The sequence below is a fragment of the Mumia sp. zg.B53 genome (assembly GCF_019550935.1).
Classification (GTDB): domain Bacteria; phylum Actinomycetota; class Actinomycetes; order Propionibacteriales; family Nocardioidaceae; genus Mumia.
Genome location: NZ_JAHWCK010000006.1, coordinates 238763 through 251608, shown reverse-complemented (window position 1 = coordinate 251608; position 12846 = coordinate 238763). Strand labels below are relative to the sequence as shown.

13 protein-coding genes and 4 tRNA genes are annotated in these 12846 nt (G+C 70.6%); 7 read left to right on the top strand and 10 right to left on the bottom strand.

Annotated elements, in window-relative coordinates; genetic code table 11:
- Positions 1-666: an NAD(P)H-binding protein gene (locus KV102_RS18280; protein WP_255561215.1), complete on the bottom strand. Its 666-nt coding sequence runs from the start codon at positions 664-666 to the stop codon at positions 1-3.
- 84 nt (positions 667-750) lie between these two features.
- Positions 751-825: transfer RNA gene (locus KV102_RS18275), tRNA-Val, on the bottom strand.
- A gap of 49 nt (positions 826-874) precedes the next feature.
- On the opposite strand from KV102_RS18275, the gene KV102_RS18270 reads away from it, so the two are divergent.
- Positions 875-1546, top strand: coding sequence for a hypothetical protein (locus KV102_RS18270; RefSeq protein WP_220347126.1), 672 nt, complete (start codon positions 875-877; stop codon positions 1544-1546).
- Here the strand turns inward: KV102_RS18270 and KV102_RS18265 are convergent.
- Complete coding sequence (locus KV102_RS18265) at positions 1488-2321, bottom strand: aminotransferase class IV (protein ID WP_220347125.1); 834 nt, start codon at positions 2319-2321, stop codon at positions 1488-1490. The genes KV102_RS18270 and KV102_RS18265 overlap by 59 nt on opposite strands.
- Positions 2322-2414: 93 nt before the next feature.
- On the opposite strand from KV102_RS18265, the gene KV102_RS18260 reads away from it, so the two are divergent.
- The 3 genes from KV102_RS18260 to KV102_RS18250 all read left to right on the top strand — a co-directional run bounded on the left by KV102_RS18260 (position 2415) and on the right by KV102_RS18250 (position 2717).
- Positions 2415-2486, top strand: a tRNA-Gly gene (locus KV102_RS18260).
- Between the two features lie 43 nt (positions 2487-2529).
- A tRNA-Cys gene (locus KV102_RS18255) sits at positions 2530-2600 on the top strand.
- A gap of 42 nt (positions 2601-2642) precedes the next feature.
- Positions 2643-2717 (top strand) — tRNA-Val (locus KV102_RS18250).
- Between the two features lie 112 nt (positions 2718-2829).
- Here KV102_RS18250 and KV102_RS18245 read toward each other — a convergent pair.
- On the bottom strand, positions 2830-3084 hold the full coding sequence (locus tag KV102_RS18245) for a hypothetical protein (protein ID WP_220347124.1): 255 nt from the start codon (positions 3082-3084) through the stop codon (positions 2830-2832).
- Positions 3085-3233: 149 nt separating this feature from the next.
- Here KV102_RS18245 and KV102_RS18240 point away from each other — a divergent pair, with 149 nt between their 5' ends.
- Positions 3234-3596 (top strand): hypothetical protein, encoded by a 363-nt coding sequence (locus KV102_RS18240; RefSeq protein WP_220344546.1) that lies wholly within the window; start codon positions 3234-3236, stop codon positions 3594-3596.
- Between the two features lie 190 nt (positions 3597-3786).
- Here KV102_RS18240 and KV102_RS18235 read toward each other — a convergent pair whose 3' ends face one another.
- On the bottom strand, positions 3787-4692 hold the full coding sequence (locus tag KV102_RS18235) for an aminoglycoside phosphotransferase family protein (protein ID WP_255561253.1): 906 nt from the start codon (positions 4690-4692) through the stop codon (positions 3787-3789).
- A 72-nt stretch (positions 4693-4764) separates the two neighbouring features.
- On the opposite strand from KV102_RS18235, the gene KV102_RS19415 reads away from it, so the two are divergent.
- Entirely contained in the window at positions 4765-7638 is a 2874-nt protein-coding gene (locus KV102_RS19415; protein ID WP_220347122.1) for a helix-turn-helix transcriptional regulator, read from the top strand.
- 3 nt (positions 7639-7641) lie between these two features.
- Here the strand turns inward: KV102_RS19415 and KV102_RS18225 are convergent, their stop codons facing one another.
- Positions 7642-7911 carry a hypothetical protein gene (locus KV102_RS18225; RefSeq protein WP_220347121.1) on the bottom strand — a complete coding sequence of 90 codons (270 nt, stop codon included), beginning with the start codon at positions 7909-7911 and terminating at the stop codon, positions 7642-7644.
- 163 nt (positions 7912-8074) lie between these two features.
- Between KV102_RS18225 and KV102_RS18220 the strand changes: the two genes are divergently transcribed.
- Positions 8075-8395: a hypothetical protein gene (locus KV102_RS18220; RefSeq protein ID WP_220344543.1), complete on the top strand. Its 321-nt coding sequence runs from the start codon at positions 8075-8077 to the stop codon at positions 8393-8395.
- Between the two features lie 17 nt (positions 8396-8412).
- Here the strand turns inward: KV102_RS18220 and KV102_RS18215 are convergent, their stop codons facing one another.
- The 4 genes from KV102_RS18215 to KV102_RS18200 are packed head-to-tail and all read right to left on the bottom strand — an operon-like array spanning position 8413 to position 12821.
- Positions 8413-9171 (bottom strand): DUF2182 domain-containing protein, encoded by a 759-nt coding sequence (locus KV102_RS18215; RefSeq protein ID WP_220344542.1) that lies wholly within the window; start codon positions 9169-9171, stop codon positions 8413-8415.
- Positions 9172-9184: 13 nt separating this feature from the next.
- A complete protein-coding gene (locus tag KV102_RS18210) occupies positions 9185-11272 on the bottom strand; it encodes a tyrosinase family protein (RefSeq protein ID WP_220344540.1) in 2088 nt (695 codons plus the stop codon).
- 11 nt (positions 11273-11283) lie between these two features.
- Positions 11284-12405, bottom strand: coding sequence for a hypothetical protein (locus tag KV102_RS18205; protein WP_220344538.1), 1122 nt, complete (start codon positions 12403-12405; stop codon positions 11284-11286).
- The gene (locus KV102_RS18200) at positions 12402-12821 is read right to left on the bottom strand and encodes a hypothetical protein (protein WP_220344535.1); all 420 of its coding nucleotides are present in this window, start codon (positions 12819-12821) and stop codon (positions 12402-12404) included. The genes KV102_RS18205 and KV102_RS18200 overlap by 4 nt, the downstream gene beginning before the upstream one ends.
- Positions 12822-12846 lie beyond the last annotated feature (25 nt).

Genomic DNA, 12846 nt, shown 5'->3' with positions numbered 1-12846 from the left:
CTAGCGGACGTTCGCAGCTATGGCGGCAGCGACCGGCGTGGTCCCCTGGTTGAGCTCGAGGACCTGTCGGCCGATGCGGTGTTCGTACAGAAGTCCAGCCAGGACGCTCGCGACGTCGGCGCGAGCGATCTCCTCGTGCCTCTCGGCCGGGCCGAGTGACACACGACCGAGACCATCGCGGTCGTGCAGCATCGAGGGCCGAAGGATCACCCAGTCCAGATCGCTGTGGCTGAGGAAGATGTCGGCTTCCTTCTTCACGGCGAAGTAGTGCTCGGTCTCAGCATCGAGACCGCGCTCTCGCCATGCCTCGGGCATCACGGACACGTGCAGCAGACGGTCGATGCCCGCCAGGCGCATGGCGCCCACGGTCTTTCGGAGCCCGCCGGCGTCGAGCGCATCGGTGACCGCTCGAGAACCGCCGTTCGAGCCCGTCGCGAAGACGACCGCGTCGACAGAGCCGAACGCAGGCGCCAGGTCTTCCTGGGACATCGTCGTCAGGTCACCGACGACGGCGTCGACACCCGACGCCGCGAGATCGGCCCGTTGTCCAGGTCGGCGTACGAGCCCGCGCACCGAGGCGCCCCGACCACGGAGCTCCTGGGTCAGCAACCGTCCGACTCCCCCGGTCACCCCGATGATGAAGACGTCCACATCGAGTCCCTTCATCAGCGTTCGACCGATCGGGTCGGCCCCTGGAACGGCACGAGGCCGGCTCCGCTTCGGGAACCGACCTCTGACCTGTGGTGCTGCTGGTGGGCGATACTGGGTTCGAACCAGTGACCTCTTCGGTGTGAACGAAGCGCGCTACCACTGCGCCAATCGCCCGCTCGGACGTCCCACCGGAGCGGGACGACACAGAGACTAGCGTACGCGCATGACCTCTCCGAAATCCGGGTCTGGCTCGTCGCGCCGTACCCTCGCCGTCCTTGACATCGGCGCCAAAGCGTTGCTCGTCGTCCTCCTCCTCGTCGCCGTCGCGTACCCCGATCTCGGGAACCTTCGCGGCAAGGCGATGGGGTTCCGAGCGGTCGCGTATCCCCTCGGCGCCGCCATCGTGCCGCTGCTGTGGTGGTGGCTGTGGCGGCCTCGCGGCACGGCGTACCCGTGGCTGGGCGACCTGCTGATCACCCTCCCCTGGCTCACCGACACCCTCGGCAACCGCTTCGACCTCTTCGACACCGTCTGGTGGTTCGACGACTGGATGCACTTCATGAACTGGGGTCTGCTGACCGCCGGCTTCGTCGTCCTCACGCTCCCCCGTGACGCGGCTCTGAGTGCCGTGACCGAGAGGGCGCTCGCCTTCGGGCCTGTGACGGCCGTCGCCTGGGAGGCCGGGGAGTACGTCGCGTTCGTCCGCCACTCCTCCGAGCTGGTGACTGCCTACACCGACACGCTCGGCGACCTGACGCTCGGCACCCTGGGCGCGTACGTCGGCGGCCTCTGCGTCTACGCGCTGTCGCGCCGCCGCACGATCGTCGAGGATCCGGTCACGGGTCGACCGTCTCCGCCGAGCGTCGCGCAAAGATCTTCGCTGCCAGCGCGGTGACCGGTCCCGGGGCGGGCAGCTCGCGGTCGTCGACCCGGTGGACGCCCTGGACGTCGCGCGTCGTGCCGGCGAGGAAGACCTCGTCGGCACGCTGCAGCACCTCGATCGGCTCGTCGCGCTCGACGACGTCGATCTCGTCGCGGCACCACTCGAGGACCAGTGCTCGCGTGACGCCGGCCAGGCACCCCGACTCGAGGGTGGGCGTCACGAGCTGACCGTCGAGGACGTAGAAGATGCACGACCCGGTGCCCTCGCAGAGCAGGCCGGCGGTGTTGGCCATGACGGCCTCCGAGGCGCCGTGACGGAGCGCGTGCTCGACCATCAGCGCATTCTCGGCGTACGAGGTGGTCTTGAGGCCGCTCAAGGCGCCACGCTCGTTGCGCGCCCAGGGCACGGTCGCGATCGCGGTCGTCGCCGGAGGTGGCGTGGACGGCTCGGTCACGACCACGAGCGTCTGCCCCTGGTCCCCGCGCGGCGAGCCGAGCGGACCAGGCCCGGAGGTGACGGTGATCCGGATCCGACCGAACGGGATCACCTGCCCGTCGACCGTCGCCTCCACCCCATGGCGTACGAGGTCGAGGTCCGGCTCTCCGATGCCGAGACCGCCGGCCGAGCGGGCCAACCGCTCGAGGTGACGGGTGAGAGCGAACGGGACACCGTCGACGACCTTGATCGTCTCGAAGACGCCGTCGCCGACGACGAGGCCGTGGTCGAGGACCCCGAGAGCGGGTTCGTGTGGGGATTCCAGCGTTCTTCCGTTGATCCAGGCGCGCATGGCGCCACGTTAACGTGCGCGGGCGACCCCCGGTTTGGACCGCCTGAACCCATCCGCTAATGTTTCTCTCGCACCGGGGAAGCCCGGAAGCACGCGGACGTGGCTCAGTGGTAGAGCATCACCTTGCCAAGGTGAGGGTCGCGGGTTCGAATCCCGTCGTCCGCTCGGAGTGGGTCCCAGGGCCCCTTCTCAGACATCGTAGATGTCCGGTGGAGTGGCCGAGAGGCGAGGCAACGGACTGCAAATCCGTTTACACGGGTTCAAATCCCGTCTCCACCTCGATGGGGCCGCAAGGCTCCATCCCTGGTCCGCAAGGACCACGGGCGATTGGCGCAGCGGTAGCGCGCTTCCCTGACACGGAAGAGGTCACTGGTTCAAACCCAGTATCGCCCACCAGTAATCACCGCAAGTCCGAGGCCGGTTCCCGAGGGGAGCCGGCCTCGTCCCGTTTCCGACGCCGAGATGTCGTGACCGTGCGCGGCCGTCGACCGGCGAGTGTGAGAGCCCGTCAGGCGACGGACTGCTGCGACTGCTCGAGGCGCCGGGCGACCCGAGCCTGCCACGTCAAGACCAGAATCGGTCCGACAACGGGCACGGCGAGCAGAACGACCCAGCCGAGAATCCCGTACGGCACCGTCAGCCGACCCCGCAGCAGCTGAACGACCACCAGCAGGATGAGAGCCACGTTCACGACCGCAGCGACCCCGGCACCCAACTCCGACCAGGTGGGCGTGAGGGGTTCGAGCTCGGCCGATTCGGGCATGGCGGTCCATCTCCTGCTCACGACGGGGTTTGCAGCGCAGAGGCTACAGGCCCGAGCACGACACGAGGCGCGCGGCGTACGGGCGACTCCCACCGATCAGCCGATCTCCATCGCGGCGTCGGCCGCGGATCGGAGTGTCATGATGGTTCATGGACATCCTCCGGGCGGGCGGCACGTTCTGGCGCATCGGGCGTCGACGGTGTCCTGAGGTCGGCGACGCGGCGCCCTGGATGCCGGAGTTCGCCGCAGGCGCGGACGCTCCGCCGGCTGCCTCGGAGCTCGGCCGCCGCCCGATCGTCGTGACGTGCGACGGCGTCGTGATGCACGTCGAGCCGGCGCCGGGACGCCGTGACACGGAGCGCCGGATCACGGAGATCGCCGCGGCTCTCTACGCGCTTCCGTGGGCGGTGGGGACGGCCGACGACCCCGACCACCGGCCGCACGGTCCGGTGCCCCGCCCCAGCGACGCCAGATGGCTGGGACACACCTTCAACGGGTTCGGACCGCCCTGACCCCCGTACGAACGAGGACGTCTCCCCCCGGCCGACGTCACGATCACGGCGCCGAAAGGTCCAACACCCCGGCATAAGTCGGCCCCGAGAAGAGGTGGAAGCTCTGCTCGGGGCCTCGGCACAGGAAGGCGAGTTCCCGTGAACCGTGCCTCCATTGTCGCACCCTCCGGTGACGACCGGACGTGCGGCCTCATCGCTCGTCCAGCAGCTGGGTCAGCCCGTGCTGGCCGACCGCACGTAGGACGGGCGCGTCGTCGGACGCGGCGATGAGGACCGCCGCGAAGAGCACCGCCCACCCACGTGCGCGTTCCCACGTCATGGCGTCGGCGTAGCCGGCCCGGGACACCTGCTCACGGAACTCGGCGCGCCCCGGTGCGTCGAAGGTCAGCCACGCCGTCGCGAGGTCGGTCGCCGGATCACCGGACGTCATGTCGCCGAAGTCGATCACCGCCGACAGAGCGAGGTCGTCTCCCCCGTCGGTGACGAGCACGTTCGCGGGATGGAGGTCGCCGTGGAGCCACAGCGGCGGCCCCTCCCAAACAGGCGCCGCCACCGCCGTTTCCCAGAGGCTCAGCAGCTCCCCCGCGTACGGCACGTGTCCGGATGCGACGCGCTCCCGCATCCCCTCGTCGCGGGCGGCGAGCGGAACGCCTCGGTACGGGTTGCGCGGCGCGTCCTCCGGAGCCGGTCGGTGCAGTGCGGTCACGACGTCGGCGAGCGGCCGCGCCACCGTGCGGCGGTCGACCACCGGAGTCTCCCCCAGCATGCGTCCGTCGAACCAGGCGACGATGCTCCACGCCCACGGGTATTCCGGCCCGCGCGTGCCGTCGCTCGGCAGCCCGGTGCGTACGGGCTCGGGGACGGGGACCGGGAGGTGCGGCGCGAGGATCGGCAGCCAGTTCTGCTCGTGGCGGACGAGGTCCGCGGCGAGTGCCCGCCGAGGCACCCGGAGCGCGAGCTCATCACCGAGCCGCAGCACCACGTTGTCCCACCCGTTCGCGACGAGTCGGATCGGGAGGTCGGCGAGATCGGGATGCTGAGCCTCGAGGAGCCCTCGGACGAGCGGTATCGTCACGTCGACCTCGGCGGCGGGCATGGGCGGCACCGCTCGATGTTAGTGCGATGCAAGAACTCGGCCCGGCTGAACCGCCTTTGCGATCATGCGGGGGTGGACCGGTCGGTACCGTCCCCCACGACTGCGCTCGTCGGTCGTGACCGCGAGCGCGGCCTGCTTAGCGCCCTCCTCGACGAGACCGAGGCAGGACGCGCGTGCACCGTGCTCGTGCACGGTGAGGCGGGAGTGGGCAAGACATCGCTCGTCCGTGCTGTCACCGAAGCCCGCACCGAGGGTGTCGCCCTGTACGGAGCGGGTCTGCCGTTGTCGAGCCTGACGGTGCCGCTGCTCGCCATCCGGTCTCTGGTGCGCGAGCTGCCCGACGACGTCCCGCCCCTCGATCTGCCCAATGGCCATGACGCCGCCGATGCTCTGGTGAGTATCGATGCCTGGCTCGACAGGCTCGCGGAGACACGCCCCGTCGCACTTGTGGTCGACGACCTCCACTGGGCAGACCAGACGTCGCTGGACGTGCTGCAGTACGTCGTCGCCGGGCCGGAGCGCCGTCGGTTGTCGATCATGGCCACGGTCCGTTCCGGGGCGGTGACCGATGAACACCCGCTCACGCGCTGGCTCGCCGACGTGCGTCGACTGCCGCGTGTCGAGGAGATCGAGCTCGCACCGCTCGACCGGGCGTCCACCCTCGACCAGCTCACCAGCCTCCTCGGGGAGACGCCCCACGGCTCTCTCGTCGGCGAGGTGTACGCCCGGGCCGGTGGGAACCCCTACTTCACCCGCCTCCTAGCGACCGGTCTACGCAGCGACGCTCGTCACCTGCCCACCGCGATGCCGGGATCGTTGCACGACGCGCTCCTGCGAACCTCCTCCACGCTCTCGGCGTCGGCGAGACGCGGGACCCAGACCCTCGCCGTCGGTGGCCATCCGGCGACCTACGACGAGCTTGATGACGTCGCCCCGGATCTCCGGTGGGACGAGATCGTGCCCGAGGCCGTCGCCGCTGGGGTCGTCGACGCACTTCCAGCTGGGCGGTTCTGGATCCACCACCCGCTCCTCGCCGAGACCATGGAGGCGGAGATGCCCGGGCGGGAGCGACGTGCCCGGCACCGCGCCTTCGCGCAGTGGTGGGAGCGACAACCGCCGTTGCACGAGGAGACGGCCGAGGCCGCACGCGTCGCTCTGGTGGCCGACCACTACTTCCAGGCCCAGGACACCGATCACGCCCGGACCTGGGCGCTGCGTGCGGCAGAGGCCGCCGAGTCGGCGGGCGCCTGGTCGGAGGCACATCGTCTGCTCGAGCGAGAGCTCACACACGACTCGTCGGACGGACGCGACGACACGCGGCTCGGCCTCCTTCACCGCGCCCGGGCCGCCGCCGAGATGTCCGGAGACCTCGACGCCGAGCTCGCCCTGGTCGACGAGCTGATGACGTGCGTGGACCCAGCGACCGACCCGCTCGCCGTGGCCGACCTGATCGTGCGGCGCGCCAGCGTCCGCCACCTGACGGGCCGGACGTACGTCGACGACGACGCACTGGAGGCCGCCGAGACGCTCGCCCGCTCACAGCCTCCGTCGGCCACGCTGGTGCGAACGCTTGCGTGGAGCGCGATGCATGGTGACTGGGAGCCCGCCAAGTGCGCCGCGCTCAGCGAGGAAGCCGTCATGATCGCCCACGAGATCGGCGCCGCCGTCGGCATGGCGCTCACGGCCAAGTCCGTGACGGCCTTCGTCGGTGACGACGCCACGGCATCGATCGCCTGCGCAGGTGAGGCAGTTGCCGCAAGCATGCGCGAAGGCGACTGGCCATCGGCGGCGAGGAGTGCGGAGTACCGCACCTGCGCCGGCGACTCGGCCTGGTCACCCTGGTTCGCCGAGCAGATCGCGCGCGACCGCGAGCACCTCGCCGCTTCCGGCGCACCGCGGCACGAGATCGTGCTCTTCGACATCCTCGAAGCCGATGCTCGCCTCTGGATCGGCGAGTGGGAGGAGTGCGTGGCGATTCTCCGCTCCTGCATGGCGACGCGCCTGCAGCCGATGTGGGACGCCGGCGGGCGTCTGTCGCTCGCCCATCTCGCGGCGGGGCAAGGGCGCCACGAGGAGGCAGCGTCGCACCTGGCGCGAGCCGAGGAGCTCGTTGTCGACACGCAGAGCTTCTACGAGCTCGAGTTCGACGCGGTCCGGGCGCTGGTGGCGCTCGCCGCTGCCGATCCTGAGGCTGCCTACTCCCACGCGGTCGCGGGTCTGGGGTTCGACACGCTTCCGCCGTCCATGATCGAGTACCTGCTCCCGCTGGCGGTGCGGGCTCTCGCCGACCAGATCGAGCGACGTCGAGCCGCCGGGGAGGGCACCGACGACCTGCTGCGCATGCTCACCGAGCTCGCTGCGACTCACCGCCACATCGTCCTGGACATCGGTGAGATGCAGCCGTGGGTGGCAGCCCAGATCGAAGCGATCCAGGTGCTCTACCGTGCCGAGCTCGCACGCGCGATGTCGAGCCCGGACGCGCCCCTGCTCTGGCGTGTCACCACGGTCCGCGCCCGCCGCGCGCACCTGCGCTGGGACGAGGCGTACGCGGGATGGCGCTGGGCCGAAGCGCTGCTGCGCTCCGGCGATCACGGACGTGAGACCAACGGGATCCTGCGCGACGCCCACGTGCTCGCGAGCCGGCTCGGGGCCGTCCCCGTGATCGACGCCCTCGAACGGCTCGCGGCAAGCGCCCACATCTCGTTGGCGGAGGTGGTGGGCGAGCCCGCCGGGACGTGGGCCGACGGCGCCCTTCCCGGCCTCACCCCACGCGAGAACGAGATCGTGGCGCACCTGGTCGCCGGGCGGACGTACGCGGAGATCGCTGATGCGCTCGTCATCAGCGAGAAGACGGTGAGCTCCCACGTGTCGAACATCTTGCGCAAGAGCGGTGCGAAGAACCGCGTCGAGCTCGCGGTGCTGGCCCAGCACCGGGTGGGCCCCTGACCGTCAGCGACTGGCACCCTGCTCTGGCACCGTCTGAGGTGCCGGAGCGGCTCCGGCCAGGTGGTCGCACTGCACGAGCCGATCTCCGACGCGTTCGATCTTGCAGTGGCTGTCGTTCAGCGAGGGTGAGACCGTCGCGGCGGGAGCATCGTCGGCGTACGGGCCGTCCTCCGGGACTGGCTTCGCGTGCGTGGGTTGCGTACCGGCGAGCACCAGGGCGAGGGTCGCGGCAACAGCAAAGATGCTGCGGTGTGGGTGGTGAGGTGTGTTCACGGGATCCTCCTGCGATGTGGATTCCACCGTCGAACGCGCGAACGCCGGTGAGCATCGGGGAGCACCCCTCAGATCTCTGCATCCGATCCCTCAGAGCATGACCCCCGTCTCACGGGTGAACTTCGCTGGACCGGTGCCGTCGCCGCACGCCATCCTTGTCCGTATGAGCGACGACCCCGCAACAACGGCCGCCAGCGGGGTCATCTACGGCAAGCGGGCCGCGCACCGTCCGCCGAGTGCGCCGGGTCCCGAGTGGCCGTATCCGACCTGTGTCCGGTTCTGCGCGATGCCCCACGAGGTCGGAGCACCGTGCCGCTCGTTCGGCGACGACGTCTTCCTCAGCCTTCGCGGGGTCGACCCGAAGACCGGCGAGCCGGTGTTCGTCCTCGTCTTCCCCGAGCACCCGGACTCGCCCGAGGTCGTGCTGACCGCCTACCAGGCGTCGGTCCTCGCTGCCGAGCTCTCACCGGAGAGCCTCCGCTAGCTCCGCGTCGGCGTCAGTCAGTGCGCGTGCGGCTCGAGGGGGACCGTCGGCGACGACGGGTCGCCGCCACCAACGCCGTACGAGAGAGCGAGGGTCAGAAGGCCCAGGGCGACGACGACGAGCGTCCCGTCGCCTCGAGCGACGTTTCTCCCGCGCCTCCGCTCGAGCACCCCCAGCACGGTCGCCGCGGCCATGACGACAAGCCCGTGGCCGATCATCACCGCCGTCATGAGGACGCAGCAGGTCGCGACGCACCGCCGCGCCGTCGCGACGCCGTAGCGGACACAGTCGCGGTCCGCCCTCCATCCGCTCACCGCCAACGGCATCGTCATCGCGCACTGGCGGAGGAGGCGTCGCCGCGACGGGGCTGCGTACGCCGCGGCGGCGACCGCGAAGCCCACCACGATCGCGGGGCGCCATCCCACGAACGTGACGAGCAGGCCGCCGAGGACGACAGACGCGGTCGCGACCGCCGTCCAGACGGCGAGATAGCCGACCAGGTAGCCCGCCGCGGCCCGGTAGCGCCGCGACCAGAGGCTGGACTGGGCGACGAACGCGACCTGCGGAAGGACGAACGGCACCATCATCGCCGTCACCATCACCGCCGCATGCCCGAACGCGTGCAGCGGAGGGTGGACCTCGGGCGAGCCGAAGAAGCGGACGGGATCGGCGAGCGCGAGCCACGTGAGGACCACCCAGGCCGAGGCCGCGAGCGCCACGGCGCACCACTCGGGGTGGTACCAGTGCGTCCGTACGACGAACGTCGCGCCGCTCATGCGTGGGCCGTGCTCATGCGTAGAAGAGGCTGACCCGGCCGACGGTGACGTCACCCGACGGGACGTTGCCGGTGGCGTCGGGGATCGGCGTGAACGAGACGTCAAGCTTCTTGGGGTCCCACTGCCCCGCCGCCGCCAGCGCCTTCACGATGCGGGTGATCTCGAACGTGGCGTTCTTCCCGCTGCCGCTGTGGGTGTCGGACTTCGTGGAGGACTCGATCACCCCGAACATCGAGAGCAGACCCGCCTTGCGGTCGGGGAAGTCTCGCGGCGATGCCCCCGGGGGTACGTTCACGTGAACGACGACCGATCCCGCACCGAGCCGGGTCGCGGTGACGTTCTCCAGGCGGAGGAAGACACGCGAGCCTGGGGGGACTCCCCCCGACTCCTCGATCAGCCGCGCGACCGGACCCCTCGGGGCGTTCACGTCCACGCGCGCCGAGGAGGGTCGTGAACCCACCTGTACGGGCCCGCTGGACGCACCGACCATCTCCGGCGGCCGTTCCTCCTGCTCGGCAACGGGCTGCGGCACCTCGTCGAACCGTTCGGCGAGCGCTTCGCGGGCGGCGGCAGCGGGCATGTCCGCGTACCGGTATCCCAACGGCGGCCGGCGGGGGTCGATCACCTGTGCCGTGGTCAACGTCGTGGTGGTGGTGCCGGACCCGAACACCCATCGGGCGTCTCGCCAGTCGTTCCGGGTCGGGTTGCGGTTGTTGCCTCGGCGCAGCCACGCCTCCCAGAGCCGGTCGATGTTGGCGTGGTGGAGCCAGAAGAGCGGATCGCGGCCCGCGGTCTCGAAACGTGCCATGAGTCCTCGGGGCGCCGAACCACCGACGGCCATGTGGACACCGCCGTGGGGTGAGTCCTCCAGCGCACCGGAACCGGGACCACCGGCGTGGGTGCCCACGGGTGCCGACCGCCCGCCGAACCCTGGCGAGAACGGCCCGGTGAACTGGTTGGTCTCCATGGCGCTGGTGAGCTCGACGGCGTCCGCAGCCATCGCTGCCCCTCCGTTGATCCCGGGTGCACGCTGGGACACGAGCAGCGGGTTGGGCTGGTTGTCGGGCGTCCGGGCGTCACGAAATGCCGGGGGGATCCTGCGGACGTCCGAACGGGACTGGTCGCTGTAGTTCCAGAACGGCAGCGCCCAGCCCTGCGGACCACCGAGGCGGGTGATCTCGTCTCGCACGATCCGCTCGAAGTGGTGGAGGTAGACGCGGTGCCACGGCAGGAAGTGCCAGCTCTCGTGCTCACAGGCGTTCCAGCGCGCACCGGACGGCCAGGACGACCGGTCGATGTCGGTGCCGTGCGTCTCGGCGAGGTGACGCCAGCAGCGCGGGTCGGCGAACGTCGTACCGTCCCTGGCCTGGAGCGCGGTGATCGCGCGGGCGTACCAGAGGATGGTGGGGTGCCACCGGTCGGCCGCGCTGAGAGTCCAGACGTCTTCACGGACTCGTACGCCCGGCGTGGGCATGGGTGTCGGGGTGGGCGCAGGTGTCGGGGTGGGCACAGGTGCGGGGCCGGGTACTGGCGCCGGGCCCGGCGCGAGCTTCTCGAGCTCCGGCCACGTCTTCGGTCCGATCATCCCATCACGGACCAGGCCGCGACACGCCTGGAACATCTTCGTCGCAAGCTCCGTGCCCTGCCCGAACCGGCAGTCGACGACGAGCGGGTCCTGGCCGATCGCCTTGAGCTGCGGCTGCAACGACGCTATGTACTGACGCGTCGCCTGGCTGGTGTCGCTGCACGCCGGCGTGCCGGAGCGCCATGCCTCCAGGAACCGGTTCAGGAGGTGCTGCGCGTAGCCGACCGCGGGGTTGCGCGCCTTCGAGGCCGAGGTGCTGCGGTGGATGAGCGGCCGCGGCCCGACCGGGGCTGCCGGCGGCCCGTCACCCGGCGCGCACCGGTGCGCGCCCCAGGTCTCGGCCTCCGTGGTGGGATCTTCTCCCCACTCGGTCTCGCCCCACTCCGTCTCGCCCCACTCGGTCTGGGTCGACGACACGGCCTCTGCTCCACCCTCGGTCCGGAACGGGCTCTCGTCGAACCACTCCTGCGTGCCCGCATCGGTCTCGGTCTGCCACGGCACCTCGTCCTCGAGCATGGTTCACCCCGTCATCGCTTGGTCAGCGGCCGCGGTGCGGCGACGACCTGGATCGGTGTCGGGCGTTCCTTGAGGTTGCGCCCGCTCGCAGCCGCCCACTCGGTGATCACGCGACGCACCTCGGTGCCCAGCGGGACCGCGCCGGGCGGCAACGGTGGCAGGGCCGGCGGCACTGTGCTCTGATACAGCAACCATGCGGTGCCGCTGTCGGTCACCCAGCCGGCCTCGAGCGCACGCAGCACCAGGGACAGCTCCTGGGCCATCGCGAAGAACGAGTTCGCCCGCGAGTGCGGTGTCAGCCCGACCCGCTCGCCGATCACCCGGAGCCGGTCGGCCGCGCTCGTCGCCTGAGCCCGCAGGTCCACCACGACCGGAGTGTTGGAGCCGAGCGTCAGCTCCACCCATCCCATCGCGGTCGTCGCCGCGAGCTCCTCGCGGCTCAGCAGCGCGTTCTGGCGGCGGGAGCGCAGCATGAACCCGATCTGCTCGGCGAGCCGATAGATTCGGTCGTCGTCGGTGGTGTTGCCAGCGACCAGGTTCCGCACGTTCTCGATCGCGCGCCACAGCTCGTACAGCAGCTCCTCGAGCAGCGCGACGAACGTCCGGTTCGAGGCCTCGGCCTTCTCGTACGGGTACGGCGCGTTGGCGTCGGTGCCGTGGGCGAGGTCCATGCCGAACATCCGGTAGTACGCGTTGCGGCGTACGGCTTCGGCGTCGGGACGCACGGCGCTCGTCGACAGCCACGCGGCCACGGGGTTGTGGGCGCCGAACAACAAGGTCTCGGTCGCGTCCAGCCAGCGCTGCGTCGACACCGAGGGGATGCCGAGCCCTTCGCCACCACGGAACGCACGCACGACACGCGCCAGGATGTGGGCGGCACGGGTGTTCTCGATCGCGTAGGCATAGATCAGGTGGTCCCACGCCGGCTGCGACGGCATCGCGACGCCGCCGAACGCCCCCTGGTTGAAGAGCGCGACGCGCGCGGGGCCGGCCGGGGGCGGGTTCGGTGCCCACGGGTTGGCCGCGTCGAGGACCTGCTCCATGCGCCAGACGAGGTCGAGCGGGTCCGCGGTGATGACCTGGGCCTCCGCGGCGGGACCGCCGCCGAGCTGCTGGACGAGCTGCGTGATCATGCCACCTGCTCCTCGTAGTACGGGCCGGTGACCACCGGCCGGGCCTGACCGATGAACGAGACGGGGAGCTCGTAGTCCGTGGCCAGCTGCTGGAAGTTGGAGTCCCGGTCCCCGCCGAGCGAGTCCCGGATGACGGCGAGTGCCTCACCGACCCCGGGATCGAGCTCGAGGGCGGTGGACGGCGGGACGATGCTGCGCAGCGGTCCCATCACCTCCGCGATCTCGGCAAGGCCGACCGCGAGGCCGTCGAGCCCGGCGATCCCGCCGAGCGTCGTCCACACCTTGGCGAACTCCCGCGACGAGCTGTGCTGCATCGCCTCGACAGCCTCGAGCAGCTCCTCCGTGCGCTCCTCGATCGTCTCCATCGACGACGCCAGCGACCTGGTCGTCGGGTTCGCGCTCGTCTTCTTCGCCACGTCTGCCACCTCCGCTAGGCGCCGC

Excerpts from the sequence above, each read along its gene's own strand:
- KV102_RS18280 (WP_255561215.1), bottom strand. The coding sequence starts at position 666 with ATGAAGGGACTCGATGTGGACGTCTTCATCATCGGGGTGACCGGGGGA.
- KV102_RS18270 (WP_220347126.1), top strand. The coding sequence starts at position 875 with ATGACCTCTCCGAAATCCGGGTCTGGCTCGTCGCGCCGTACCCTCGCC.
- KV102_RS18265 (WP_220347125.1), bottom strand. The coding sequence starts at position 2,321 with ATGCGCGCCTGGATCAACGGAAGAACGCTGGAATCCCCACACGAACCC.
- KV102_RS18245 (WP_220347124.1), bottom strand. The coding sequence starts at position 3,084 with ATGCCCGAATCGGCCGAGCTCGAACCCCTCACGCCCACCTGGTCGGAG.
- KV102_RS18240 (WP_220344546.1), top strand. The coding sequence starts at position 3,234 with ATGGACATCCTCCGGGCGGGCGGCACGTTCTGGCGCATCGGGCGTCGA.
- KV102_RS18235 (WP_255561253.1), bottom strand. The coding sequence starts at position 4,692 with ATGCCCGCCGCCGAGGTCGACGTGACGATACCGCTCGTCCGAGGGCTC.
- KV102_RS18220 (WP_220344543.1), top strand. The coding sequence starts at position 8,075 with ATGAGCGACGACCCCGCAACAACGGCCGCCAGCGGGGTCATCTACGGC.
- KV102_RS18215 (WP_220344542.1), bottom strand. The coding sequence starts at position 9,171 with ATGAGCGGCGCGACGTTCGTCGTACGGACGCACTGGTACCACCCCGAG.
- KV102_RS18210 (WP_220344540.1), bottom strand. The coding sequence starts at position 11,272 with ATGCTCGAGGACGAGGTGCCGTGGCAGACCGAGACCGATGCGGGCACG.
- KV102_RS18205 (WP_220344538.1), bottom strand. The coding sequence starts at position 12,405 with ATGATCACGCAGCTCGTCCAGCAGCTCGGCGGCGGTCCCGCCGCGGAG.